Source organism: Streptomyces prunicolor NBRC 13075 (assembly GCF_000367365.1).
GTDB lineage: Bacteria > Actinomycetota > Actinomycetes > Streptomycetales > Streptomycetaceae > Streptomyces > Streptomyces prunicolor.
The window spans coordinates 77,217-102,035 of the sequence record NZ_BARF01000094.1 but is presented as its reverse complement, the minus strand read 5'-3'; the positions used below and the strand labels follow the sequence as shown (position 1 = coordinate 102,035).

Here is a 24,819-nt window from a genome sequence, read left to right as displayed (position 1 = left end):
TGACGCGTGGGGGAGTTCAGGCGGCTTCGGCGGCGGTGTCGACGCCGAGGCGTTCCAGGAGTCCGGCGCGCAGTTCGGCGAACCGGGGGTCGGTGATGTCGCGCGGCCGGTTGAGGTCGATGTGCTGCTCGTGTGCGATGACGCCGTCGTCCATCACCAGGACCCGGTCGGCGAGCAGCACGGCCTCCTCGACGTCATGGGTCACCAACAGGACGGCGCAGCCCCGCCGTTGCCACAACTCGCCCACCAGCCGCTGGGCCTTGATGCGGGTGAGCGCGTCGAGCGCGCCGAACGGCTCGTCGAGCAGCAGCAGATCGGGCTCACGCACCAGGGCACGCGCCAACGAGGCACGCTGCGCCTCACCACCGGACAATGTCTTGGGCCACGCGTCGGAGTGATCCCCGAGCCCGACCTCCGCCAACGCCCTTTCCGCTACGGCCCGTTCGGGCTTCCCGGGCAGTCCCAGCAGGACGTTGCGCCACACCTTCTTCCACGGCATCAGCCGGGGCGCCTGGAACGCGACGGCCTTGCGACGCGGCACGAGGACCGTGCCCTCGATGTCCCGGTCGAGCCCGGCGAGGATGCGCAGCAACGTGGACTTGCCGCACCCGCTGCGGCCCAGCAGCGCCACGAACTCGCCCTGCTGTACGTCGAGTTGGAGCTTGTCGATGACGGGACGGCCGTCGAAGGAGCGGGTCAGCCCCTCGACCCGTACCGCCTGCGTGGTCACCGGCGAGGGGGTCGCCGCCTGCGGGCTCACCGGCCCGTGAACGTCGGTCGCCATTGCAGCAGCAGCCTTTCGAGGGTGCGGACGAGGAAGTCGGCCAGCAGGCCGAGGAAGGCGTAGACGATCAGGCAGACCACGATCACGTCGGTCTGCAGGAAGTCCCGGGCCTGCACCATGAGGAAGCCGATACCGGCGTCCGCGTTGATCTGCTCGGCGAAGACGAGCGCCAGCCAGGCGATACCGAGGGAGTAGCGCAGCCCGGTCATCGCGTTGGGCAGCGCGCCCGGCAGCACCACATGCCGTACGAGCCCCCAGCGGGACAGCCCGAGCGACTCCCCGGCCTCGATCAACTGGCTGTCCACGCCCCGGATTCCGGCGTAGACGTTGAGGTACAGCGGGAAGGTCACACCGAGCGTGATGATGGCGACCTTGGGAGCCTCGCCGATGCCGAACCAGATGATGAACAGCGGGATCAGCCCGACGAAGGGGACGGTCCGCAGCATCTGCACGGGGGCGTCGACCAGGTCCTCGCCGACCCTGAACAGGCCGGAGACCAGGGCGAGTCCGGTGCCGATGACGGTACCGAGCAGCAGCCCGATGGCGACCCGCTGGAGCGAGGTGGTCATGGCCGAGGCGAGCGCACCGCTGTCGATCAGATCCCAGCCGACCCGGGCGATGCGTCCGGGCGAGGCGAGCACGTCGGAGGTCAACATGCCTGTGCTGCTGAGGAGTTGCCAGAGCGCGAGCAGCACGAGGGGGCCGGTGGTGCGACGCAGCCAGCGGGGGACGCGGGTGCGGCGGGAGGAGGTGGGGACAAGGGGGACGAGATCGAAGGAGGAGCGATCGTCCGTATCGGTCTTCGGTGAGCCGGATATAGGAGAAATATCCGGCTCTGAGGAGTCGGGTGGGGCATGGCTGATGCTCATGGGTGCTCCACGGGTGGGGGAGAGCGTCCGGTGAGAAGGGAGGTACGCCTCAACGCCGCCGTGCCGCGACGGTACGCACGGGCACGGCGGAGTACGGGAAGAGAGAGGGTGAGGCGGAAGAAGACGTCAGCAGCCGCGGCGACACGCGGCGGAGGCCACCCGCAGCAGGTCGATGTGACCGCGCGTGGTGAGCAGAACTGAACGCAACATGCGGCCGAAACTAGGTCAGATGGCGTGCCACGGTCAACGGTGTCTCGCAGGCTGGACCCCTCGTATCACAGGCCGGTCGATCGGCGAGGCGTGGAACCCGGCGGATGGGTCAGGATGAGAGGCATGTCAGCTGCCTTCACCACCCGAGTCCTGAACGTCGCCACCGGATCCAGGGAGCGGGTCATGGACCTGACCCGCGACTGCGAGGCCTTTCTCCAGGAGGTGGCGACCGGCCGTGACGGCCTCCTCAACGTCTTCGTCCCCCACGCCACGGCGGGCGTCGCGATCCTGGAGACGGGCGCCGGCAGCGACGACGACCTCCTCGCCGCCCTGCACACCCTCCTCCCCTCCGACGACCGCTGGCAGCACCGCCACGGCAGCCCGGGGCACGGCCGCGACCACGTCCTCCCGGCGTTCGTACCGCCGCATGCGACCTTGCCCGTGGTGGGCGGGCGGCTGGAGTTGGGGACGTGGCAGTCGGTGTGTCTGGTCGACACGAATCGCGATAATCCGAACAGGCGGGTTCGGCTGTCGTTCCTCGGCTGAGGGCCGGGGCGGGGCGGGGTGTGGTGACCGTGGGTGTGATCAACGCGCACTCGGCAGGCCTATAAGCCCTCGTTCAGTCGACGGCGAGGATGGCCTTGGCGATCTCCTCGGGGTGTGTGAGCAGGCCCTCGTGGGTCCCGGGTACGGCGCTGGGTGTCGGCCCGGCGCGCTGGGCGAAGAGTTCGCCCGGGTGCGGCAACGCGTGGTCCTCGTCGCCGAGCAGGTAGTGCAGCGGGATGCCGAGGGTTGTCACGGCGGGTCTCTCGGCCGGGTCGAGGAAGTAGTCCCCGGGCATGGGTGTCAGGAGGTCGGCGACCAGTTGCTGAACCTCGGGCGCGGCACCCTGCATGAGGATGTGCTGGACGAACTCAAGGGTGGGTGCGTTGGCCGCTGCCGAACGGCTCCTGGCCGAGGGCACCTCGTTCTCCGCCTTGTCGATGCAGTGCATCGCGGACGAAGCCGGCGTAGCCAGGTCCACGCTGTACCTGTACTTCAAGGAGAAGAGTGCCCCGCTGATTCGTCCGGCCAGTGGTCTCGAGAGCGGCTCGTACCGGTTGATGAGCAGCTGGTCGCCGGACCGGCCGGACGCGCTCAACCGTCTGGCCGACACCCTCGAAGAGGTCATCGGCCACTACCGGCAGCGGCGCCACGTACTGCGCGCCATGCTGGAAGCGGCGGACCGTGACTCAACAGCGGGCCGACTCCGGGCCGACGAGCCCGATCCCTTCCAGGAGCTGTGTCAGCGCTGGATCGGGCAGGCGCAAGCGACAGGACGGACATCCGCCGCCGTCGACCCGGCCACCGCCGGCCAGGTCATCGTGCACGGTGGCTTCCGGGTGATCGCGCATCAGGTTCTGACGGGCGATCCTGATCGCGACGCGACAGTGGCCCGCGAACTGGCCGCCAATCAGTGGTACGGAGCCTTCCGGCGGCCGGGCTGAATCCGCGTCAACCCGTAGCTCCGTACCACTGATTGCAGGCGGAGCGCCGACGTGGCACGCACCGCAGGCCTGCCGTTCTCCGCGCGCCTTCGTCAGTAGACGGACAGCCCGTACGCGCTCAGCACTTCCTGGATCGGCTGGTAGTACGTGGTCCCTCCCGTGCTGCAGTTCCCGGAGCCTCCGGAGAGGATGCCGATGACCTTGTCGCCGGCGTAGAGCGGTCCGCCGCTGTCGCCCGGTTCGGCGCAGATATTGGTCTGGATCAGGCCGTAGACGACTGCTCCGCTCCCGTAGTTGACGGTCGCGTTCAGTGCGGTGACCACGCCGCAGTGGACACCGGTGGTCGCCCCCCGACGGCAGACGCTCTGGCCGACGTACGCGGTCGCGGTGCCGGTGACGTCGACGGATCCGATGGTGCCGGGGTGTGGGACGGCCGTGTTGGTGTAGCGGACGACTCCGAAGTCGTTGGTGGGGTAGCTGGTGGCGGTCGTGGTGCCGATCGTCGTGGCCATGGCGGAACTGGTGTACCAGGTGGACGCGCCGTCGGTGCAGTGGCCGGCGGTGACGAAGTAGTACACGGAGCCGCTCTGCACGTTGACCCCGGCCGTGCAGCGCCCGGTGGACGTGTAGACGCCGTCGCCGCCCGACACGAGGGTGCGCAGTGAGCCGTCGAGCCGGTCGAGGGACATGGCACCCGCGAACTGCCGGGCGGCGCCGCGCAGTTGGAGCAGGTCCGGGTCCGAGACCGTGGAGTCGGCGAGCACCCGCAGCTTCCCGGTGTGCTCGTCGAGGGCCCAGGTCGTCCCGGCGATTGCCAGCGACTCGACGGCAGAGGTCACGCGGGTCACCGAGGCGGCGGCCGGTGCGGCGCCGACCGCAGGCGCCGCGGACGCGCCGGTGTCGGACACCGCGAGGACGGTCACGACGAGCAGGCTCAACACCGAGGCGATCATTCGTGAACGCCCGATGGTGGTACGGGGTGTTCTCATCAGCCAGTCTCCCCCGAGGTCGGTAGGTCAGGTCGGAGCACGTCCGATGGGGCAACGGGCGTGCTGCGCCTGAGTGTTGTGCTGCTGTCAGTGTGCTCAGCCTTGCCCGGCGGGGGTAGGCGGACTTCGGCCGAAGGGGTCGGCCCGCCGTCCCGGCCTCCCGGCTGCCCGGGCGGATGACCGCTCCGGGCAGCCGTACCGCCTTGATCAGGTGGTGAAGTGGTGAGTGCCGGAGCCGACTCGGTACACCGCGCAGTCGTCCTCCTGGCGCAGGTAGGTCCCGTGCGTGTGGGTCACCGCGTCCGGGGTGGACGTGGGGATCCACACCTCGGCGGTCGTGTTGGGTGGCACCGCGCAGGTCAGCGTGAACCGGCCGGACCGCTGCCGCCAACCGGTGGAGACCGGGCCGTAGACCGAGGTGAACGTGGCGCGGGCGGTGGTGACGGTTCCGCCGGGGCGGGGGCGGATGACGATCTCGCGATAGCCGGGCCGGCCCGCGGAGATGCCGGCGATGTTCGTGTACATCCATTCACCCACCGAGCCGTAGGCGTAGTGGTTGAAGGAGTTCATGCCCGCGTCCTGGAAGGTGCCGTCGGGCCGGATGGAGTCCCAGCGTTCCCACATCGTGGTGGAGCCCCGGTCGATCTGATAGCCCCAGCTGGGGAAGGAACGCTGTTGCAGGAGGCGGTAGGCGACGTCGGTGTGGCCCGTGTCGGTCAGGACGGGCAGCAGTCGGGGAGTACCGAGGAAACCTGTCGACAGGTGCCAGTCCTTGGCCTCGATCAGAGCGACGAGACGGTCGGCCGCGGGCTTCCGCGACGTGTCCGGCAGCAGGTTCATCGACAGCGCCAGGACGTAGGCCGTCTGTGTATCGCCCTTGATCCTGCCGTCGGAGGTGACGTAGGCGTTCTGGAAGGCCGTTCGTATCCGTTCGAAGAGATCGAGGTAGGGGGCGGTGTCCGTGCCGAGTTCCCCGGCCATGCGGGCCGCGAGGTCTGCGCTGTGCGCGAAGTACGCGGTGGCGATGACGTCCTTGGGGGTCTCGTCCTCGACGTTCAGCCAGTCGCCGTATCCCCGGTCCGGGCGCAGTAGTTGGTCGCTGTTCTGCTCGAGGTACGCCAGCCAGGTCTGGACGGACGGCCAGGCGTCCGCGAGGACTTGGCGGTCGCCGTACGCCTGGTAGAGGGACCAGGGGACCGTGACCCCCGCGTCGCCCCAGCCGGCCGTGCCGTTGCCGACCGTGCCGACCATCGGTGCGACGTCCGTGAACGCGCCCTCCGCGGTCCGGGAGTCCCGAAGATCGACGAGCCACTTGGACAGGAAGCGGGCCGACTCCATCGTGTAAGCGGCCGTGGGTGCGAAGACGTTGATGTCTCCCGTCCAGCCCAGGCGCTCGTCGCGCGCGGGTGTGTCGGTCGGAACGGAGAGGAAGTTGCCGCGCTGGCCCCAAGTGATGTTGTGGTGAAGCTGGTTGAGCATCGGTACGTCGGTCTCGAAGTCGAGGGTGAAGGGGGCGGACGTATGCATCACGCGGCCGGTGACGGCTCTCGCCGAGGGGGTGCCGGGGAATCCGGTCACCTCGACGTAGCGGAAACCGTGGAAGGCGAAGCGGGGCTCGTAGACCTCCTCCTTTCCACCGCCCTTGAGGGTGTACGTGTCGGTCGCCGCCGCGGTCCGCAGGTTCGCGGTGTAGACGGTGCCGTCGGGGTTGAGCACCTCGGCATGTCTGAGCCGGACGGTCGTGCCCGCGTCGCCCGACACGCGCAGCCGCACCGAGCCGACCATGTTCTGGCCCAGGTCCAACACGTAGACACCGGGCCTGGGTTGGGTCACGGTCTTCGGTGTCAGCTCCCGCTCCACCCGCACCGGACCGTCCACCTGCGCGACGATCAGGTCGGGACCGAAGTCGCCGATGCCACCCATGCCCCGCACGCCGAGCCAGCCCGTGTCGTCGAAGCCGGGCGAGGCCCAGCCAGGGGTCTCCTTGCGCGCGTCGTACGTCTCGCCGTCGAGCAGATCGGCGGTGACGATCGGCCCTGCGGCGGCCCGCCAGTCGGCGGACGACGCGATGCGCTCGCTCGTCCCGTCCGCGTACTCCACCTCCAACTGGGCCAGGAGCGCCGGGACTTGACCGTACTGACCGGGCCCGAACATGCCCACGTTGCCCGCGTACCAGCCGGGTGCCAGATACGCCCCGATGGCGTTGGCGCCGGGCCGCAGGAGTTCGGTGACGTCGTACGTCTGGTATTGGACGCGGGTGCGGTAGTCCGTCCAGCCGGGAGCGAGCTGATCGAGGCCCACCCGGCTGCCGTTGAGGTGACTCTCGTACAGGCCGAGCGCCGTGGCGTACAGGCGCGCGTGGGCCACCTTCCGGTGCGGCAGCCGGAACTCGTGCCGCAGTTGGGTGACGGCGTACGACACCGGCACGACTCGCCCCCACGGTCCGCCACCCCAGGCCGCTGCCACCCGGACCGCCGGCCAGCCCGCGTCGTCGAACCCCAACTCCCGCCATCCGTCGGCCGGTTCCTGATCCGTGGTCTTCCAGGAGGCGTCGGTGAACACCTTCTGCTCACCGGAGGCGGTCCGGACGACAAGGGCGGCGACGAGCCCCGCCGGGCCCTCCGTCGCGTTGGTGGCGGCGACGGAGATAACGTTGTCACCGGCCCGCAGGCGCTCCAGTACGTCGATCACCGCCGGGCGTTTCCAGTCCTCGTTGTCGGTGTCGAGGTCGGTGTGGGTGACCTCAACTCCGTTCAGGGAGACGGCATATACGTTGTCGGCGGTGATGGCGAGCGTGGCCGACGTGATTCCGTCGGGGAGTTGGGCGGTGTGGCGGAACCAACGGGTGGCCGCAGGAACGCTGTTGGTCGGATCGCCCTCGGGGAACCAGATCCACGAACCGCCCTCGAAGGACGGCGCGTCCACGAGGGCCGCCGGTGCGGAGATCCAGTCGGCGGTCCACTGTCCGGCATTCATCAGGCCGGTCTCCCACCACGAGGGCGCGCTCCAGCCGGAGACCTGCCCGTCGGCGTCCCACACGCGTACGGACCAGTGGTAGCGCGTGCGGGGTCTGAGTCCGGGACCTCCGTAGGACACGAGGACCGACTCGCCGGACGTGACCTTCCCGCTGTCCCAGACGTCCGGGCGGGACAGGCCCGACGCGGTGGTGGCGACACGGATCTGATAGGCGCTCTGGCGCGCGCCCGTCCGGGCGGAGGTCAACGGCCAGCTCAGCCGGGGGCGTTGCGTATCGATCCCCAGTGGGTGCTGGACGTACTCCACGGTCGGCGCCGTGACACGCAGCCCGTCGCGCTGTGCCTGTGTTCCCGCCTGTGCCTGTCCGGATGCTTGTGCGGCCATCGCCGGTACGCCGTCCACGGTCGCTGCCGCGACCGTGGCGACCGCACCCGCGAGCATGTTCCTCCTGCTGATCACTACGACTCCTCACTCGCACGGAATGGATGAATCGATTCAGACTTGAGAGGCGTGGGTAACGTAGAGCCTGGTGAGGTCGGGGTCAATCGGTGTGCAAGTGTTTTCGCTACACGGCTACTTCACGATTGTTTCGGGCGGAGTCGGCGGGCGAAGCGGATGCGAGGGCATTGAACGGTTTCAATCGGAGTCGGCAGACCCTTGGGCCGATCAAGGCTCGACAAGTCGTGATGAGGGTCAAGCGCGTTTCAGTGCCTCAGTGCCTCAGTGCCTCAGCGGGAGGGGCGGGAATTCATGGTCCTGCCAGAGCCGGCGCGAGTCCTGCTCGGGGAAGGCGGCGCCTTGTGCGGGCCAGGCCGGTTCGTGGAGGTAGGCCCGTCCGCCGCCCCTTGCCTGGCTCTCGGCCAGCCGGAGTGAGGGAATGCGGAACAGCCGGTCGGAGCGGACCAGCGCCCAGAGCTGTTCGGCGGAGGTGTTCGGGAACGCGGAGCGGTAGGCCGGCTCGGCGTTCGGGTCGGGGCCGTGGACGGCAAGCGCGCGCGATGCTCCCTGTTCGGCCACCGCGCCCGGCCGCGGAGGCAGGAACAACTGGTACTCGTCGCGCGTGTGGCCGGCGATCAGCTCGATGTCGCGGCCCGCGCCGTCGGCCAGGGCCTGCCAGGGGGTGGTGGGCAGTACGTCGCCGTCCACGACCGGGCCGAACAGGCTGGGGTGGTCGGCCAGTTGGCCCCATCGGCCGGCGCGAGGTCGTTCGGCTCGACCGTGGAAAGGTCGGTCGCCGTGGGGCGTAGACCGCGCCCGGCGGCGATGACGGCGGAGACGTCCGCGGCCGACTCCGGGGAGAGGAAAGGGGCTCCGACGCTCTGGGCGATGGCCCTGTGGAACAGGCCGGCTGCCGAGGGCATGGCCGGCGCCCGCCGCGAGGTTCAGCAGGGGGCGCGGTACGAACTCCACGCTGCACAGGCCGTACGCCGCCGCGAACACCAACGCAGCGCGGCTGTCGAGCCGGCGCCGGCCGATTCGCCGAAGACCGTGACCTGATCGGGGTCGCCGCCGAACTCGGTGATGTTCTCGCGCACCCACTCCAGCGCGGCCACCTGGTCGAGCAGACCGCGATCGGCCGGGGCGCCGTCGATCGCGGCGGAGCCTTCGGCACCGAGTCGGTAGTTGCAGCTGACGAGGGCGGTGATCTGCGAGCAGGCGGTGCGGTCGGCGGTGACGACGGCTTGACCCGGCCCGTTCACCCTCACCCGGCCGACACCGACCATCCCAGAGGCCGGCTCAAGCAGAAGCCCGGGTCACCTCGGCGTCGTACTGCCTGGCCTCGAAGTGAAATGCCGGAAGCTGTGCCTCGCCTTCAGGTACCTGCCAGTCGGACCACTCCACGATGTCCCCGTGCCGCCGCACGAACACCGAGAGGTGGCCGCAGCAGCCACCCGTGCACTCGGGTTCCCCCAGCACCACGCGTCTTCCCTCCGCGGTCGCCCACAGCGGGCTGCGACTGTTGGCGGGCAGTGCCTCTTCCACGAACGGGCCGCGGCCTCCCTCGCCGACCGGCTCCGCCACCACATCTTTGCCATCGATCAACAACCGCACCTGGGCAGCCCATCGGGACCCTGGTGGCAACGTCTTGATCTCCAGGCGATTGAACATCGGACCATCCTGGGGGCCAGTTCTGACGGGCTGGAGTTACGGCGAAATGGACGCGATCATCGCGCATCGCCCGTACTCTACGAATCGGCGGTCGCTCAGGTGACCGCGTCGCACGCCTCTCCGGATCGGGCGCGATGTGTCGGGGTGCGGCCTCATGAGATCACGGGGAAGCCATGTCTGCCGCATCGAGTCTCTCCTGCCGTGTAGTTCTCAGCTACGCACGCCTGGATGAAGCGCACCGGCAGACTTTCCGGAAGCACGTCGCGGATCTTGAACGCAGCGGTGTCCACGTCTTCGACGATCGGGACATTCCGACTGGCGTCGACTGGGAACCCGTTCTCTTCGATGAGATGGAACGGGCCGACATCATCGTCCTGCTCCTCACACCGAACTTCGTCGCCTCCGAGTTCTGCATGGACAGCGAGCTTCCGATCGCGGAACGACGGTGGAAAGCCGGTGAATGCCGACTGTTCCCGGTGAATGTCGCACCCTTCGACGTGGCGAAGGACTCCTTCCTCGGCAGACTCCAACGAACGCCCAGCGACAAGTCTTTGACGGAATACAGGACCGCGGCGCCCAAACAGTGGAGAGAGGTGGCCCGTCAACTTCGGAAGCTGGTCGAAGGCGTGAGCGACGCCCGCGACCGAGGGGCCGCTCCGACGTCGCGTCCGACGGACAGCGGAACCGGTGCTCCCGGAGGCCAGGGAGCCGCGACAGGCAACCACATCACGGGAAGCACGGTGCACGGTCCGGTCTGGCAGGTCGGTGAGGTCAACGGCGGCATGACCATCAACTACACGCAGCCTCCCGCCGCCGACGGGCCGGACGATCCGCCGAAGTCCCCGTGACCGGTCGGCGTGGCGCGGGTCCGCGCGGGGCGGGAAGGACGGGTGAGTCGAGTGAGTTCCTCTCCGCCTGTCCACAACATCGTCTCTGACAGCACGATCGGGACCCTGATCCAGGTCGGGGTGCTCAACGGGCCGCTTCACCTCAAGTTCGTCCAGCAGGCTCCCGAGCCCGTTGATCCCCTGGAACTGGCCGCCCACACGCTCGCCTTGAGCGTGTTCTCGGAATGGCGCGCGGAAGCCAACGCGTGGGGTATCGCCCATGCGGCGCCGATGAGGATCCGTTGGCGGGCGAGTTGGCCCGACGCCGGCCATCCGTACACGGGATACGGGGACGGGGGAGGCGACGTCGATCATGTCGGCACCATGGCCGAGGCGTTCCTGACGCTCACCCGACAGCGCCTGGTCGTACTGGGCGAGTCCGGTGCGGGGAAGACGACCCTCGCGGTCCTTCTGACGCTGGACCTGCTCACCCGGCGGATCAAGGAGGCCGGCGAAGGCCCGGTGCCCGTGATCCTCCCGCTGGAGACATGGAACGCCGAACGCGACCACCTCCACACCTGGCTGGCGGCAAGGATCGCCGAGGAACACCCCGGCCTGCCGAGGATCGACGGCCGTCACCCGGCCGAACGTCTGGTGTCCGAAGGGAAGATCCTGCCCGTGCTCGACGGGCTGGACGAACTGCCCCCACACCGTCGAGCCATCGTCGTAGAGGCTCTCCACCACGCGTTGCGGGACGGCGATCCGCTGATCCTCGCCTCGCGTCCCGCCGCATACCGAGAGGCGGCCAGCCACCTGGGAGACCTCCCCGCGACAGCGGTCGTCGAAGCCATGCCCGTCACCGGCCGGGACGCGTTCACCCACCTGACGGGCGCCATCCCACGGTCGCACCTGGAACGGTGGCAACCGGTCCTCGACGAACTGCTGAAGAGCCCACCGAAGCCGGTCGCTCTCGCGCTCTCGAACCCCCTGATGCTCTGGCTCGCCCGCCGGGTGTACGCACGGTCGCACACCGAGCCCGTGGAACTGACAGACACGGGACGTTTCCCCGACCGTGCCTCGATCGAGGAGCACCTGCTGGAAGGCATCGTGCCCGCCGTCCTCAGCCCGCTGCCCCACAGTCCGGACCGGCTGCACGCCCCTGGTCGATGGAACACCGGCCGTGCCCGACGCTATCTGGGCTTTCTGGCCACTCACCTGGCCAGACGCCACGAAACCGACTTCGCGTGGTGGCAGTTGTACCGCAACCCCGTGGTGCTCGCGGTCACGCCGTTCGTCCTCGCGGCGGTGTGCGCGGTGATCGCTTGGGGCGTCGGCGCCATGGGCACGGTCCTCGCCGGCACCCGATCCGGGACGGAGTCCACGCGTCCCGGGACGGAACTCGCCTTCTCGACCGGCCTGGTCCTGACTGGACTGCTTCTGGCGTTCCAACGGTTCTGGTTCCGGCGCTTCGACGGACGGCCACGGCGACTCGCCAACCCGTTCCGTGTCGGCGCCGCGCTGCGCTCGGCGAGCCGAGCCGTCTCCGTGGGCAGAGCGGCGAAGGCCGTCTCGATCGTGATCGGCTCGACGACGCTGCTGTCCGCGTGGGCGCTGGCCACTGCGTACACGGCACCGCTCATGGTGATGACAGTGTGCTCCACGCTGCTCTCACCGCTCGTGCTCGCCGTGATCTCCGCACCGTCGGACACCGAGGACGCGAGCGGCCCCGACCGACTGCTTCGGGACGAACGCCGCGCCCTGGCGCTGTCGTTGGCCACTGTCGCCCCGCTCATCGGCGTGGGGCAGGGGGCGATGGACTGGCTTTCGCCGGAAGTGTCGGGTACCGGCGTGGTGTGGGCACTGCTCGGCTGGACCGGAGCAGCCGTGGTGCTCGTGCTGTTCAGCCCCTGGAGCCGGTGGCTGCTGGCGAAGACGTCTCTGGCGGTGCTCGGCAGAGTTCCGTGGTCGCTGATGGAATTCCTCCGGGACGCGCACAAGGCCGGACTACTCCAACGCGGCGGCGGGACATACCGGTTCCGCAACGCACGCCTTCAAGAGCACTTCTCCGGACGCCGCGGGCAGGGCGGTGGGGCGCTCCCTCCGGCAGCGCCGGGTCCGTCCACCGGCGGCCGGCGTGACTTCTCCTCGGCCGGCCCATGGCCTCCGGGAAAACACCGGGTCGCCACCCGGGAGCTTTTCGCCGGCATCGAAAGAACTCCCTTGGCGGAGCGGCCGAATTGGGAGGTACGCGAGGACGGGCACAGCTTCCGGGTCCTGGGGCGTCAGCGTGGAATCACGCTGGCGCACTGGAACACCGTCGCTTGGGTCGCCCCCCTGCACTTCGTGCTCTTCGCGGCATACGGAGAGTGGAGAACCGGCCTGTGGTGGGTGCTGTTCTGGGTCGGAGTGGGCGTGGTCGTGACACTCGTCGGATCTCTGAGAAGGGCCGTGCTCCTCGATCTTCAGCTGACTCACGACCGGCTGGCCTACACGGTGGGCCGCCGTAGTGGCGTGATCGCCTGGCGCGACATAGCGCGTGTCGAGGTGTCCAAGATGTCGTTCCGGGGCTGGGCGGGTTCGGGGTACGGAATAGTGATCGCGTTGCACCCCGGTGTTTCCACCCCTCATCGGAGCCTGAAAGTGGGTGCGGGCCGATATGCCGTACTGCCTCTGATGTCGATCACTTCTACGGTCCCGGCGGACCTGGAGACGGCCATGGCGCGATTCGCGGGAACGCGCTGGCGTGTTCCCGCGGCGGGGCCCAGCGAGATCTGATGACGAGCAGACAAACGATCATCCATCGCGCAGGAGGTCACTCAATTGACCGAGGGACTTGCGGAGTTCCAGCCACAGGTCCTTCAACGTGTTGGTGTGCCGCCTGCTTTGCTTCTGAGTGCTTGGCGCCGGTGTCAATGTCACGTACGTGAGGAATGCGTCCGCAGCACCGATGAACTCTTCGCTCAGCGACCGGAGTGCGGCTCTATCCGAGGTGTTCATCATGGACAGAAGTTGGATCACTGTGTCGTTGTACCTGCCCAGGGATGTCTCGAACTCGGCTTTCTGTCGCAAAAGGGCGGATTGCATCGACGAGAGTCGGCTCAGCTCATCCAGATGCTGTATTGCTTTTACGCGCCTGCCCGCCGAGCGTCCTGGAATGCCGCGGCGGCCATGAGACGGGACCTCAGCCCTTGTCGGCGGCCAGAAGATCGGCCAGCCAGCTCCTCAACCTCTCACATTCGGTTTGAGCCTGAGTGACCGTGGCGGATGGGGAGTTCGGCGAGGTGGCTCTGTCGAGCATGCGTCTGATCTCGTCGACGAGGGCGTGCACGCGGTCCGGGGTGTGGGGGTGAGGGGCGCGGGGGCGTGCCAGTTCTGCTCTCAGCGCCGATGTACTCAGGGTCCAGGTCCGCCAGTCGGTCCCGTCGAACCGGGTGGTGTCCAGCACTCGCCTCACCTCGTCCCAGCTTCCGTGAGCCGTTGGTCCGTGAGTCGTCGACCGGTCCCCGCCGCCATTCCCTGTGGGGCGCTGCCTGTCGACCGCCCTCCTCGCGGAGAGCCGCGCCGAGAGGTCGAGGACGATCGCGTCCTGGTCCTGGTCCGGGGGTGAAGGAGCAGAGACGTTACTCCTCGACGGCAGCGACTGCTGATGCTCTTTCACGCGGGCTCTCAGGTGACTTGTCACGGCCATCCAGGCCTTGTCTCTGGACGGGGATCGCCAGTCGACGATGGGGCGATCTGCTGGGATGTGCTGGAGTTTGCCGAGTGGATTGTCGTCGCCGAGATCGACCGGGCCGAGATTGACCGGGACGATGACGCACTGACGTGCATTGTGCCTGACCAGGGCAGGCTCCAAAATGGTCGCGCGGCAGGAAGCTGAGCTCACGAAATCTGCTGAGACGAGAAGGACGACGATGTCCGCCGACTCCAGCCGGCTCAGCAGTACCTGTTTTCTCGGCTCACCGGGGATGATCCTCTCAACGTCGAATACCTCGATCAGACCCTCCTCGATCAGACCGGTCAGATGTCGACGAAGAGCTGCGAGATGCTGACGGTCCTTCTGGGCGGAACCGATGAAGACATATGTCCGGCCTACTGTCACAGCACGAGTGTGGCAGCAGCCCCATGTGTCCGCGCCCCACATCCCGCACACAGTGCCGCGGCCGCGAGTCTCAGAGGCATCGGTGCCGGGCCCGGGACCGGCGCCCGCACTGGCGCGTCCGTACTGATCCAGGCCCGAACAGGCCTTTGGCTCGCCCATTTTCGGAGCGTTCGGCACAAAACAGACTTAAAGAGCGCGGATTCATCTGGCACTCTGGAGAAGTTTCCGGGGAGGGAAGCAGGGGAGGGAATCATGCGAAAACTGATCGCGGTCGTGGGCAGCGCCGATCCTGCGCGCGCCTATCAGCAACCCGTCGCCCATGTGGGGAACGTGCCCCGGGCCGGCGAACAGATCGGCAGAGCGCTGGCCGAAGCGGAGTGCGATCTCGTGGTCTATTCGAGCGAGGCGCAATTCGTGGAGGGCAGTGTCGTCACCGGATATGTCTCGCACGGAGACATTCGGCACGGATCGATTCAGGTCCGGCCCCCGTACGGAGACGGCGAGACGAATTTCCCGATGCTGGCGGAAAAACCCGAGGTGTTCGACACTCGTTTTGAGACCGGCGACGACTGGGAGATCAGTTACTACCGCTCGCTCCGTGAGGTGCACGGCGTTGTCCTCATAGGCGGTGGCCGGTCGACCTTTGTGACCGGGCTGGTCTGCCTCGCATTCGGTATCCCGCTGTACCCGGTGGCCGCCTTCGGCGGAGCGGCGCGCAAAGTATGGGACATCATGAACCGCGTCCCCCACGACGCCAGCGCTGCGGAAGTGTCCTTCATGGGCGCGGAATGGCGCGCGGACACAGCGCCCCGCCTGATCGAGTCGCTGCTCGCCCAGGCCCGGCGCAGAGAGGCCCGGGACCGACAGCAGGCCCGTGCCCGACGCGGTGCCGCCTGGTCCAACGCGCTCGGCATCATCCTGGGCCTGATGCTCCTCTGCCTCGGTCTGGGCATGATCCCGCTCGCGTACTCCTTCGACTCGAACGCTCCGGTCAACCTGACCGCCCTCATCGTGGGCGCCCTCGCCACGGGCACGGCCGGTGCCATCATGCGCAACACCTTCGATCAGGGAGAACAGTGGGCCCGGACGGCCGCCCTCGGCATGTCCGCGGGAGCCATCTCCTTCCTGCTCTTCGTCTCCGCTCAACTCGCCGCCTCTCCCGAGACGTTGGCGGGTGATGGAGTCAGGCGGCTGTTGTTCTTCGTGCTGACGGTGGGCTTCGTCTCCGGTTTCACGTTCGACGCGGTGTACGGCCGCCTCAAGCAGACGGAACCTCCCGTCCCCCAACTGCCCTCGTCTCAGCCCCCTCCGCCCAATTCGCCGTAGGGGAGGGCGCGCCAGAGACGCCGACTCGCCTGCTACCTGCGGGAGTTGTGAAGTCCGGCCGGTGATGGTGGAAGCTTCCGCATAGTGGTTCGGGCAGGCGTCGCCCCGCACGTCTGCGGCAGGGCACTCCATGCCCGTCAAGCACTACCCACACATCAGGGCACTACGTACAAGGGAAGATCCTTGCAGCAATCCTCGCGTAGAAGATCACCCCGGAAGTTGCTGGCCGCGATCCTGGCCGGCGGCGCCGTCGCCGCGGGCTGTTTCGCCGTTCTGCCGTCGACGGCGCAGGCCGCGCAGCCCCCGGGCGCCGACCGGCAGGCCTCCTTCACCGACGCGGCCAAGGAGTTCGGCGTACCGCTGCCCGTGCTCCTGGCCGTGTCGTACCAGGAGTCGCAGTGGGACGACCACGACGGGCACTACAACACCTCGGGCGGATACGGCCCGATGAACCTGATGGACGTCACCGCGAAGATGGTGTCCGGGGGCGCGACGGGTGCCGTCGGCCGAGGTGACCTCGCCGCGCTGACGGCGGACCCGGCCCTGCACACCCTCGACGCGGCGGCCGACCTCACCGGCACCCCGGCGGCGAAGCTGCGTACCGACGACCGCGAGAACATCCGCGCCGGTGCCGCCCTACTCGCCTCGTACCAGAGGGAGTTGAAAGGGAAGAGCTCCGCCGATCCGGCCGACTGGTACGGAGCGGTGGCCAAGTACAGCCAGTCGTCGGACAGGAAGGCCGCGCAGCTCTTCGCCGACCGTGTCTTCACGACCGTGTCCTCGGGTGCCTCGCGGACGACGGTCGATGGGCAGCACGTCCGCCTCGCGGCGCAGCGCGCGGTCCACCCCGAGACGGGGCAACTGTCCGAGCTGAAGCTGAAAGCCGCCGTGACGGCCACCGACACCGAGTGCCCGCCCACGGTCGACTGCACCTTCCTCGCCGCGGCCGCCTCCAACGGGCAGGTGGCGGGCCGGCCGGACGACGGAGTGCAGATCAAGTACATCGTCCTGCACGACACCGAGTCGTCGTACGACGCCGCGATCAAGACGTTCCAGACGGCGGGGTCCGGTGACTCGGCGCACTACGTCATGCGGGCCTCGGACGCGGCCGTCACGCAGATGACGCACGCCAAGGACATCGCGTTCCACGCCGGCAACTACTGGTTCAACATGCACTCCGTCGGCATCGAGCACGAGGGCTACGCCGCGCACGGTGCCACCTGGTACTCGCAGGCGCAGTACCAGGCGACGGCCGATCTCGTGAAGTACCTCGCCGCGAAGTACGACATCCCGCTCGACCGCGAGCACATCATCGGCCACGACAACGTGCCCGGCCCGCAGGACAGTTACGTGCGGGGCATGCACTGGGACCCCGGCCCCTACTGGGACTGGACCGCGTTCATGGACATGGTCGCCCCGACGAGGGCGGCACACGCGGACAGCGCCGCCCGCCGTGTCCCGAGGGTGGGTTCGGCGGTCACCATCAGCCCCGAGTTCGCGACCAACGAACAGACCGTCCAGGTCTGCCCGGCCGACGACCCCACGGGCGCCACCACCGAGTGCACCGAGAACACCGCGCCCGCCAACTTCCTTCCGGTGCGCACCGCCCCGAGCGCGGACGCGCCCCTGTTCGCCGACCCGGCCATCCACCCGGGCGCGAGCGCGGGCACCGACTCGATCCACGACTGGGGCAGCACTGTCCAGGCCGGCCAGCAGTTCGTGGTCGCCGACGTCGACGGCGACTGGACCGCCATCTGGTTCAGCGGCGCGAAGGTGTGGTTCCACAACCCACGCGGCGTCAACACCTGTGCCGCGCCCGGCGCCACGGTCCTCCACTCCGGCGACCAGGCCGCGAGCCTGTACGGCTCCGGCTACCCGCAGGCGTCGGAGTATCCCTCCGGCCTGTCCCCGTCCACCCAGAAGCCCCTGACCGTCTACGCCTTCCCGGCGGGCCAGGCCTACGTCGCCACCCAACCGCCGGTCAGCGCCGACGACTTCTTCGTCTCGGGCGACACCTATGTCACCGGCGCGGCCAAGTACTACACCGTCCAGTACAACCACCGGGTGGTCCTGGTCGACGCCTCGCAGGTCTCCTGAACCGTCCGGTGGGGAGCCGGCCGGCCCGCTACCCGGTGACCCCGGCACGAGCCAGGCAGCGGGCCAGGTCCGAGCGGGAGCGGACGCCCAACTTCCGGTAGACCCGGGTGAGATGCGCCTCGATCGTCTTGCGGGAGAGGAAGAGCGACGCGGCCGCCTCCACGTTGCTGAGGCCCTCACCTATGGCCCGCGCCACCTGCAGTTCCTGCGGCGTGAGCAGGGCCACCGCGGGCGGTTCGTTCCCGTGGACGGCGGAGCGGTGCCCGGCCGCCGCGACCTCCGCCTCGGCACGGACCGCCCACGGAACGGCGCCCAGCACGGTGAACGTCCGCTGCGCGAGCAGCAGCGGTTCCCGTGCCGCGGACGGCCGCCTGAACCGGCGCAGCGCCTCTCCGCCGACGAGCCGGGTCCGAGCCGACTCGAAGGTCATCTCCTTGTCCGCATGGACGCGTTCCGCGACGGCCAGCCAGTCGGCGGCCTCCTCGGCGGACCGCGCGAGCAGCACCCGGCAGCGGGCGTGCGCGGCGGCCGGCCAGGCCAGACCGGTCGCCGCCTCGCGCTCCCGCAGCCAGTCCGCGACGGCGACGGCCCCTTCCCTCGCCCCCGTCCGCAGACAGGCCTCGGCGAGGTCGGCCACCCACGGCATGAGGCAGGGATTGACCAGCCCCGTCTCCTCCGCCAGGGCGAACGCCGCCTCCAGGTGCGTACGCGCCGCCTCCGGATCACCGGCGGCGAGCGCGGCCGTACCGAGCGCACCGCGGGCGAACAGGGCCAGGCCGCGCAGTCGGCCGCCGCACCAGCGCTCGTACTGCGCCACACGCTCCTGGCAGTCCGCGAAATCGCCGCGCAGGGCGTCCAGTCGCGCGAGCTGGACCAGCGCGTACCCCGTCATCGCCAGATGCCCGAACTCCTCGGCCCAGCGCAGCGCCTCGGTGGTGTCCGCGCGAGCCAGCGGCCAGCGCGACCACATCTCCACCTGGCCCCGCGCCAGCAGCGCGTACGGCAGGAGGGCAGGGGAGTGGTCGCGGCGCATCCCCTCGATCACCGTGTCCAGCACCCGGCGGGCGAGGTCTCCCTCGTCGGTCCAGGACAGGCCCTGCGCGATCTCCATCGTCACCTGACGTTCCTCGGGACCCGTCCGGCCGCGCGTCTCCTCCAGCAACGCGAGCAGAGTCGAACGGCCTTCGCGCACGTCGCCGCCCAGAACCTGCGCCCGGGCGCGCATGACACCGGCCTGCCGGCGCTGGATGCCACGGGTGCCGTCCGCCAGTTCCTCGCAGCGTGCGGCGATGTCGCACGCCTCGCGTATCCGCCCGTCCATCGTCGCGGGCACCACCGCGGCCCCGTACAGCTGAGAGGCACGTGCGGGGTCCACCGACTCCACCGTGCGGGCGGCGCCGACCAGCAACTGGTGCGCGCGGCCCGGATCCCCGAGCCAGGTGCAGGCCTGGCCGCGCAGGAACTCGATGTCCGCGGTGAGCAACGGGTCCCGGCTGTGCGACAGGGCCTGTTCGCACCACTCGGCGGCGTCGCGCGCCGTACCGCCGTAGAAGGCGTCGTGCGCGGCCTCGAACAACCGGCGGGCCGCGTCCGCGGGATCCGGTGACAACTCGGCGGCACGTCGCCAGCCGGGCGCGGCGGCCGCCAACGCCCCGCGCTGCCGAGCCTGTCGGGCATCGGACACCAGGCGCGCGGCGACCGACTCGTCCGGACCGGGAGCGGCGGCGGCCAGGTACCAGGTCTGCAGCTCGCCCGAAGTCAGCGTGGCCAGCCTCCGGTAGACCTCCAGCCGCCGGACCGTGGCGCACTGCCCCAGGACCACCGGCCGCAGCACGGGATGCCGCAGCTCGCAGGCGCCGTCCCGCATCCGCACCAGCCCGGCCGCCTCGGCCGCGTCCAGATCGGCGGTCGTGAGTCCTTCCGACGCCAACACCCGTTGCAGCAGTGGCCATTGCGGGGTCCGGCCGGCGGCGACGTACAGCAGTGCCTCCCGGCTGCGCGCCGGCAGCACGCGCAGCATTCCGCGCCACGCCCGCTCCACCAGCGGCCCGGGCGCCTCCCACGAGTCGTCCCACGGCACCGCTCCGCACGCGCGGGTCCGGGCGAGCGCCGCCGCGTACTCCACCAGGACCAGGGGATTGCCGTTCGCCAGCCGTACGATCCGGTCCGCCGCCCGATCCGCCCGGTCGAGCGCCTGCCGCCGTAACAGCGTCCAGCACTCGTCGTCCGTCAGCGGCCCGAGCGTGGTGTGCGGCACGCACTCCTGGATCCCGTCCTCCGCCTGCCCTCCGCGCGTCGCCATGACCAGGGCCACGCGCTCCGTGGCCAGCCGCCGGGCCACGAACTGCAGGACCTGGCGCGAGGAGGGATCGGCCCAGTGCACGTCGTCGACGAGGACCAGCAGCGGCCATTCCTCCCCGGCCGCGGTCAGCACGCCGAGCGCGCCCGCGCACACCGCGTACGGGTTCGACTCGGCCACGTCCGTGAGCGCGAGACAGCCCTCGACGGCTCTGCGCTGGGCCGAAGGCAACTCGTCGAAGTGGTGGCGGAACGGCAGCAGCACATCTGCGATCACCGCGTACGGCAGCACGGCCTCCGACTCCACTCCGCAGGCCCACAACACCCGGGCGCCCTCGCCGCGGGCGGCCGCGTGGCGCAGCACCGTGGTCTTGCCGATCCCCGGTTCACCGCTCAGCAGCAGCGCGCCGCCCCGCTGCGGCAGGGCGTCCACCAGACCGTTCACCAGATCCCGTTCGGCACGCCGGCCGACGAGGCCCACGGCTCCCGGGACAGACGGCACCTCGTCCGGCCCGGTGACACAATGCCGCCCGTGCGCACCCGAGTCGCCCGGTACGCGGACCGGTTCGTATGCCACTCCAACCGCCGGCACGTCGGTCATCGCTGTTTCTTCCATGACGCCCCCGTACACCCGCCGCTCCATTGCGGCGTTCCGTCATGTCTCCAGAGTGCCCCCGGGAGGGCGATCGGCGTGAGGGGTCGGGACGGTCCTACGACGGTCTCCGTACGGTGCTGTCCGTGCGGTGGGCCCATGACGCGTAGGACCTGCCGGTGCATCCGGCGCCGCGGGCGGGGCAGGTGACGTAGGCGTTCCGGCGTGCGTGCTGCTCAGGAGGGCAGAAGCACATGTCCGAGGCGGAGGCAGGGAGTTCCCCGAAGCCGTGGTGCGAGCGTTCGGGAATGCTCGCGTGTTCCTAGACCTGGAAGGGACACGGGATGGCTGAGCAGGGACAGTTCCGGCGAGTGATCACGAACCTCACGCACGGCGGACACGCGATTCTCGACAGTGCGGACGAGGCGGAGAAGACCGCCCAGACCCAGGAGAGCCTCAGCACGCGCAGCACGGTGGTTCAGGAGTCCACCGACGACGCGGCGCACGTGGGCACCACTTCCTTCGACTACTTGTTCCCCGACCTCGCGAAGAAGTTCCCGGACAACCACCTGCCGAACGACGACGTCGCCAAGGTCGTCAAAGCCCTGCTCGCACTGGGCTCGGCGATCGTGGAGACCCCGGACGAGGTGGCCGACCCGGCGCTCAACTCGCCGATTCCGCCGATCTACACCTACTGGGGCCAGTTCATCGACCACGACCTGACGGCCGCGACCGACCGCGATCTGGTGATCAACATCACCGATGAGAACCTGCCGCCCGTGCCGCCGGACGAGGTGGTCGAGAAGCTGCAGAACCTGCGGGTCCCCACGCTGAACCTCGACTCGGTCTACGGCGACGGGCCGTTCACGGCGCCGGTGGCGGGCCAGGACGCCGTTCCCTACGACGGGATCAAGTTCCGGCTGGGCCTGCTCGCGCCGGTTCCCGCCGCTGTGGGCGCGCTGATCCCGCCGGTCGACGACAACCAACGGGATCTGCCGCGCAAGACCGACCGCACCCCGCTCGTCGGCGACACACGCAACGACGAGAACCTCGTGGTGGCCCAACTGCATGTCGCTTTCCTGCGGTTCCACAACGCGGCGGTCGACTGGGTGCGCGACAACGAGCCCGAGTTCGAGTCGGACGTCGAGATCTTCCGACGGGCCAGGGACCTCACCCGGTGGACCTACCAGTGGTTGAGCGTGCACGACTATCTGCGCACCGTGGCGCGCCCCGACGTCGTCGACCTCGTGGACACCGCGGAGGGGAACCTGCTCGACCTGGACCGTCGCGGCACCTACATGCCGATCGAGTTCTCGGTGGCGGCCTTCCGCTTCGGCCACAGCATGGTGCGCGGCGCCTACGACTGGAACCGCAACTTCGGCCGCCCGGGCGACAGGGCGCCCGTGTCCACCCTGGACCAGCTCTTCCAGTTCACCGGCAAAGGCGGTTTCGCCGGCGGGCTGACGACGCTCCCGTCGAACTGGCCGGCGGAGTGGGACCGGATGGTCGACAAGAACAGCCAGTTCGCCAACCGCTTCGCCCGGCTCATCGACACCAGGCTCGCGCCACCGCTCGCCGACCTGCGCGGCGAGGGCAACGACCCGGGCCTGGCCGAGCGGATCAAGAAACTGCTCAAGCACCTCGCCCAGCGCAACCTCCTGCGCGGCTACCGGCTGGCCGCCCCCACCGGACAGGCGGTGGCCGAGGCGCTCGACGTCGCACCCCTCAGCCGCGCGGAACTCGAACAGGACAGCAGCGACGGGGTCAAGAACGCCCTGGGATCGGCCGGCCTGCTCGACAGGACCCCGCTCTGGTTCTACATCCTGAAGGAGGCCGAGGTACGGGAGTTGGGCCGCCGACTGGGCGAGGTCGGCAGCCGTATCGTCGCCGAGACCATCATCGGCCAGATCCGCAAGGACCCCGGTTCGTACGCCAACCGGACGAGCTGGAGCCCGGCACAGGGCGTCCTGCTCCCGAACGGCCGACCGGTGCGCACGATCGCGGACTTCCTCCGGTTCGCCGGCGTCCTCTGACCCGACGACATCCTTATCCTTCGAGCCGCGACCCCGTGCCCCCGCCGACCTGCCTCGGCGGGGGCACGTTCCGCTCGGTAGGGAGTTCCCGGAAGCGCCGTACGGCCCGCTCCCCGGACCATGCGCGCATGAACCTACGAGAGCAGCAGCAACGGAACATGACGGAGCGGTACCGGGACACGCTGGACCAGCGCGAGGACATCCGGCGACGGCAGGTGGAGACCGGCACGCCCTTCGCCGCCGACAGCGACGAACAGCTGCGGGCCCGCGCTGAGCGGCTGGTGGACAAGCTTGAGGTCGATCCCGGGGAACTGGCGCCTGTGCCGTCCGGCGCAGGGCCGGTGCGTCCCGCCGTCGTCTTCGAACGGATCCTCGGCGCCGCGAACGAGTTGCAGAACGTCAACTTCCTTGCCCGCGGGGCCCGTGCGGCACGCGCGGTCGCGCGCATCTCCGTCGTGGACGGCGGCGGAAAACTGGCCTGGCACGGCACCGGGTTCCTTGTGGGGGAGCGCCTGCTGCTCACCAACAACCACGTGCTGCCCGACGTGGCGGCGGCGACCGGGTCCTTCGCGGAGTTCGACTACGAAGCCGACGTCGACGGTGCGCCCAAACCGGTTGACACCTACGACCTGGCCCCGGGCGAGTTGTTCGTGACGGACCGCGCGCTCGACTACACGCTCGTCGCGGTCGGGACGGGCTCCGACGGGAAGCGGCCCGGCGCGACGTACGGCCGACTGAGGCTGATCGCGCAACAGGGGAAGATCGTCATCGGCGAGCCGGTGAACATCGTCGGCCACCCCGACGCGCGGCCGAAGGAGGTCGCGGTCCGCGCCAACGAACTGCTCAACCAGCTGCCGCAGTTCCTGCACTACCGCACGGACACCAGGCCAGGAAACTCCGGCTCGCCCGTGTTCAACGACCAGTGGGAGGTCGTCGCGCTGCACCACGCGAGCGTGCCCGATCCGGACGGGGCGGGCTGGATCGCCAACGAGGGAGTCCGGGTCAGCGCCATCCTGCGGCACCTCACGGAGGCCGGGCCACCACCGGAACAGAAGCCGCTGCTCGCCGAGTTGGGCCCCCAGGCGGTACCGGTCGGGCCGGCGCCGACGGACGACCGCCGCGTCGGGACGGCCGCGGGGGCCACCACGGCTCCGGAAGTCCCAGCCGCCCAGGTGGTGTCGGCCCTTGTGCAGGACGCAGCCGAACGCGCTCAGGAACGGCACGGCCTCACCGGCCGGACCGGCGCAGGCCGGCGCATCGTGTTCCTGCACGGCCGCGGTCAGCAGGGTCACGACCCCGCCGCCCTGCGCGCCGGATGGTGCGACGGCCTGGACATCGGGCTGGCGGCGGCGGGCCTTCCTCCCCTGGACCCCGCCGACGTCTGGTTCCCCTTCTACGGCGACGCGTTGGCCTCCGCGACGGCCGGCCGCGAGAGCGCCCCCGTCGATACGGCGACGACCACGGCCGAGGCGTACATGCCTGCCGACACCGGCGCTGTCGACGTGTACGCCGCGCTGCTCACCGATGCCGCCGACCGCGCCGGGATGCCCGCGTCGGAGCAGGAGCCCGCGGACGCGCAGGAGTCGAGCCTGCTCGGCGGGGCGGTCGCCGCGCTGCAACGGCCGCTGTCCTGGATCGCGGCCCGCAGCGGGCTCGACGACGTCGTGATCGCGATGGCGTTCCACGACGTCGCCGCCTACCTCGGCAGCAGGTCGGCACGCGACGCCGTACTGGAGGCGGTGCTGGCCGGGCTGCCCAAAGACGACGAGTTCGTGCTGGTCAGCCACAGTCTCGGTACCGTCGTCGCGCTCGATCTGTGCAACAGGCTGCCCGGGCACGTCTCGGTACCGCTGCTGGTGACCGCCGGCAGCCCGCTCGGGCTCGACACCGTGTACGAGCGGTTGCTCGCCGGTGGCCCGGTCCGGCCCGGCCAAGTGGACGTGTGGGTCAACGCGTGGGCGGCCGCGGATGCCGTCGCCATCGGCTGTCCGTTGGGAAGGAGCTGGCCACGGGTGAGTGACCTGCTCTGCGCCAATCGGAAGGACAAGGCACACGACATCAAGCAGTACCTGTCCCACGCCCTGGTCGCAGCCGAGATCGGCCGCGCCGTCCGAGAGTAGTCC

20 protein-coding genes are annotated in these 24,819 nt (G+C 69.6%); 8 read left to right on the top strand and 12 right to left on the bottom strand.

Annotated elements, in window-relative coordinates; all coding sequences use genetic code 11:
* Positions 1-16: 16 nt before the first annotated feature.
* The 3 genes from SPR02S_RS40055 to SPR02S_RS66305 form a co-directional block, all read right to left on the bottom strand.
* Complete coding sequence (locus tag SPR02S_RS40055; RefSeq protein ID WP_019062658.1) at positions 17-784, bottom strand: ABC transporter ATP-binding protein; 768 nt, start codon at positions 782-784, stop codon at positions 17-19.
* Positions 757-1,653 carry an ABC transporter permease gene (locus SPR02S_RS40050; RefSeq protein WP_026151288.1) on the bottom strand — a complete coding sequence of 299 codons (897 nt, stop codon included), beginning with the start codon at positions 1,651-1,653 and terminating at the stop codon, positions 757-759. The genes SPR02S_RS40055 and SPR02S_RS40050 overlap by 28 nt, the downstream gene beginning before the upstream one ends.
* A 126-nt stretch (positions 1,654-1,779) precedes the next feature.
* The gene (locus tag SPR02S_RS66305; protein ID WP_350495123.1) at positions 1,780-1,863 is read right to left on the bottom strand and encodes a putative leader peptide; all 84 of its coding nucleotides are present in this window, start codon (positions 1,861-1,863) and stop codon (positions 1,780-1,782) included.
* A 123-nt stretch (positions 1,864-1,986) separates the two neighbouring features.
* On the opposite strand from SPR02S_RS66305, the gene SPR02S_RS40045 reads away from it, so the two are divergent.
* Entirely contained in the window at positions 1,987-2,409 is a 423-nt protein-coding gene (locus tag SPR02S_RS40045) for a secondary thiamine-phosphate synthase enzyme YjbQ (protein ID WP_019062656.1), read from the top strand.
* Between the two features lie 73 nt (positions 2,410-2,482).
* Here SPR02S_RS40045 and SPR02S_RS63575 read toward each other — a convergent pair whose 3' ends face one another.
* Positions 2,483-2,857, bottom strand: coding sequence for a hypothetical protein (locus SPR02S_RS63575; RefSeq protein ID WP_162473576.1), 375 nt, complete (start codon positions 2,855-2,857; stop codon positions 2,483-2,485).
* Between SPR02S_RS63575 and SPR02S_RS40035 the strand changes: the two genes are divergently transcribed.
* Positions 2,847-3,350, top strand: a complete 504-nt coding sequence (locus SPR02S_RS40035; RefSeq protein WP_026151287.1) for a TetR/AcrR family transcriptional regulator — start codon at positions 2,847-2,849, stop codon at positions 3,348-3,350. The genes SPR02S_RS63575 and SPR02S_RS40035 overlap by 11 nt on opposite strands.
* 92 nt (positions 3,351-3,442) lie before the next feature.
* Here the strand turns inward: SPR02S_RS40035 and SPR02S_RS40030 are convergent, their stop codons facing one another.
* From SPR02S_RS40030 to SPR02S_RS40010, 5 genes are all read right to left on the bottom strand, one after another.
* Positions 3,443-4,339, bottom strand: a complete 897-nt coding sequence (locus SPR02S_RS40030) for a S1 family peptidase (RefSeq protein ID WP_026151286.1) — start codon at positions 4,337-4,339, stop codon at positions 3,443-3,445.
* Positions 4,340-4,546: 207 nt separating this feature from the next.
* Entirely contained in the window at positions 4,547-7,774 is a 3,228-nt protein-coding gene (locus SPR02S_RS40025) for an alpha-L-rhamnosidase (protein ID WP_026151285.1), read from the bottom strand.
* Positions 7,775-8,035: 261 nt separating this feature from the next.
* A complete protein-coding gene (locus tag SPR02S_RS65865; RefSeq protein ID WP_026151284.1) occupies positions 8,036-8,461 on the bottom strand; it encodes a carboxylesterase/lipase family protein in 426 nt (141 codons plus the stop codon).
* A 236-nt stretch (positions 8,462-8,697) separates the two neighbouring features.
* Positions 8,698-9,015 (bottom strand): carboxylesterase family protein, encoded by a 318-nt coding sequence (locus SPR02S_RS65860; protein WP_281169925.1) that lies wholly within the window; start codon positions 9,013-9,015, stop codon positions 8,698-8,700.
* A gap of 37 nt (positions 9,016-9,052) precedes the next feature.
* Positions 9,053-9,367 carry a hypothetical protein gene (locus SPR02S_RS40010; RefSeq protein WP_245607696.1) on the bottom strand — a complete coding sequence of 105 codons (315 nt, stop codon included), beginning with the start codon at positions 9,365-9,367 and terminating at the stop codon, positions 9,053-9,055.
* A 230-nt stretch (positions 9,368-9,597) separates the two neighbouring features.
* On the opposite strand from SPR02S_RS40010, the gene SPR02S_RS40005 reads away from it, so the two are divergent.
* Positions 9,598-10,272: a toll/interleukin-1 receptor domain-containing protein gene (locus tag SPR02S_RS40005; RefSeq protein ID WP_019062650.1), complete on the top strand. Its 675-nt coding sequence runs from the start codon at positions 9,598-9,600 to the stop codon at positions 10,270-10,272.
* Between the two features lie 51 nt (positions 10,273-10,323).
* Positions 10,324-13,026: an NACHT domain-containing protein gene (locus SPR02S_RS40000; RefSeq protein WP_019062649.1), complete on the top strand. Its 2,703-nt coding sequence runs from the start codon at positions 10,324-10,326 to the stop codon at positions 13,024-13,026.
* An 18-nt stretch (positions 13,027-13,044) separates the two neighbouring features.
* On the opposite strand, the gene SPR02S_RS39995 is transcribed toward SPR02S_RS40000, so the two are convergent.
* Together SPR02S_RS39995 and SPR02S_RS39990 are read right to left on the bottom strand one after the other, a co-directional pair.
* Positions 13,045-13,269, bottom strand: a complete 225-nt coding sequence (locus tag SPR02S_RS39995) for a hypothetical protein (protein ID WP_158697961.1) — start codon at positions 13,267-13,269, stop codon at positions 13,045-13,047.
* A 163-nt stretch (positions 13,270-13,432) separates the two neighbouring features.
* Positions 13,433-14,350 (bottom strand): toll/interleukin-1 receptor domain-containing protein, encoded by a 918-nt coding sequence (locus tag SPR02S_RS39990; RefSeq protein ID WP_019062647.1) that lies wholly within the window; start codon positions 14,348-14,350, stop codon positions 13,433-13,435.
* A 252-nt stretch (positions 14,351-14,602) separates the two neighbouring features.
* Between SPR02S_RS39990 and SPR02S_RS39985 the strand changes: the two genes are divergently transcribed.
* Positions 14,603-15,676, top strand: a complete 1,074-nt coding sequence (locus SPR02S_RS39985) for a hypothetical protein (protein WP_019062646.1) — start codon at positions 14,603-14,605, stop codon at positions 15,674-15,676.
* A 183-nt stretch (positions 15,677-15,859) separates the two neighbouring features.
* Complete coding sequence (locus SPR02S_RS39980) at positions 15,860-17,773, top strand: N-acetylmuramoyl-L-alanine amidase (RefSeq protein WP_043258816.1); 1,914 nt, start codon at positions 15,860-15,862, stop codon at positions 17,771-17,773.
* Positions 17,774-17,801: 28 nt separating this feature from the next.
* Here SPR02S_RS39980 and SPR02S_RS39975 read toward each other — a convergent pair whose 3' ends face one another.
* Positions 17,802-20,672 carry an AAA family ATPase gene (locus SPR02S_RS39975; RefSeq protein ID WP_043258815.1) on the bottom strand — a complete coding sequence of 957 codons (2,871 nt, stop codon included), beginning with the start codon at positions 20,670-20,672 and terminating at the stop codon, positions 17,802-17,804.
* 335 nt (positions 20,673-21,007) lie between these two features.
* Here SPR02S_RS39975 and SPR02S_RS39970 point away from each other — a divergent pair, with 335 nt between their 5' ends.
* Both SPR02S_RS39970 and SPR02S_RS39965 read left to right on the top strand, forming a co-directional pair.
* Positions 21,008-22,696, top strand: coding sequence for a peroxidase family protein (locus tag SPR02S_RS39970; protein WP_019062643.1), 1,689 nt, complete (start codon positions 21,008-21,010; stop codon positions 22,694-22,696).
* Positions 22,697-22,824: 128 nt separating this feature from the next.
* Positions 22,825-24,816: a serine protease gene (locus SPR02S_RS39965; RefSeq protein ID WP_043258814.1), complete on the top strand. Its 1,992-nt coding sequence runs from the start codon at positions 22,825-22,827 to the stop codon at positions 24,814-24,816.
* Positions 24,817-24,819: the final 3 nt, after the last annotated feature.

What these genes read in the sequence shown, in the direction of transcription:
- SPR02S_RS40055 (WP_019062658.1), bottom strand. Translation starts at nt 784, where the DNA reads ATGGCGACCGACGTTCACGGGCCGGTGAGCCCGCAGGCGGCGACCCCC.
- SPR02S_RS40050 (WP_026151288.1), bottom strand. Translation starts at nt 1,653, where the DNA reads ATGAGCATCAGCCATGCCCCACCCGACTCCTCAGAGCCGGATATTTCT.
- SPR02S_RS66305 (WP_350495123.1), bottom strand. Translation starts at nt 1,863, where the DNA reads ATGTTGCGTTCAGTTCTGCTCACCACGCGCGGTCACATCGACCTGCTG.
- SPR02S_RS40045 (WP_019062656.1), top strand. Translation starts at nt 1,987, where the DNA reads ATGTCAGCTGCCTTCACCACCCGAGTCCTGAACGTCGCCACCGGATCC.
- SPR02S_RS40035 (WP_026151287.1), top strand. Translation starts at nt 2,847, where the DNA reads ATGCAGTGCATCGCGGACGAAGCCGGCGTAGCCAGGTCCACGCTGTAC.
- SPR02S_RS63575 (WP_162473576.1), bottom strand. Translation starts at nt 2,857, where the DNA reads ATGCACTGCATCGACAAGGCGGAGAACGAGGTGCCCTCGGCCAGGAGC.
- SPR02S_RS40030 (WP_026151286.1), bottom strand. Translation starts at nt 4,339, where the DNA reads ATGAGAACACCCCGTACCACCATCGGGCGTTCACGAATGATCGCCTCG.
- SPR02S_RS40005 (WP_019062650.1), top strand. Translation starts at nt 9,598, where the DNA reads ATGTCTGCCGCATCGAGTCTCTCCTGCCGTGTAGTTCTCAGCTACGCA.
- SPR02S_RS39985 (WP_019062646.1), top strand. Translation starts at nt 14,603, where the DNA reads ATGCGAAAACTGATCGCGGTCGTGGGCAGCGCCGATCCTGCGCGCGCC.
- SPR02S_RS39975 (WP_043258815.1), bottom strand. Translation starts at nt 20,672, where the DNA reads ATGACCGACGTGCCGGCGGTTGGAGTGGCATACGAACCGGTCCGCGTA.
- SPR02S_RS39970 (WP_019062643.1), top strand. Translation starts at nt 21,008, where the DNA reads ATGGCTGAGCAGGGACAGTTCCGGCGAGTGATCACGAACCTCACGCAC.
- SPR02S_RS39965 (WP_043258814.1), top strand. Translation starts at nt 22,825, where the DNA reads ATGAACCTACGAGAGCAGCAGCAACGGAACATGACGGAGCGGTACCGG.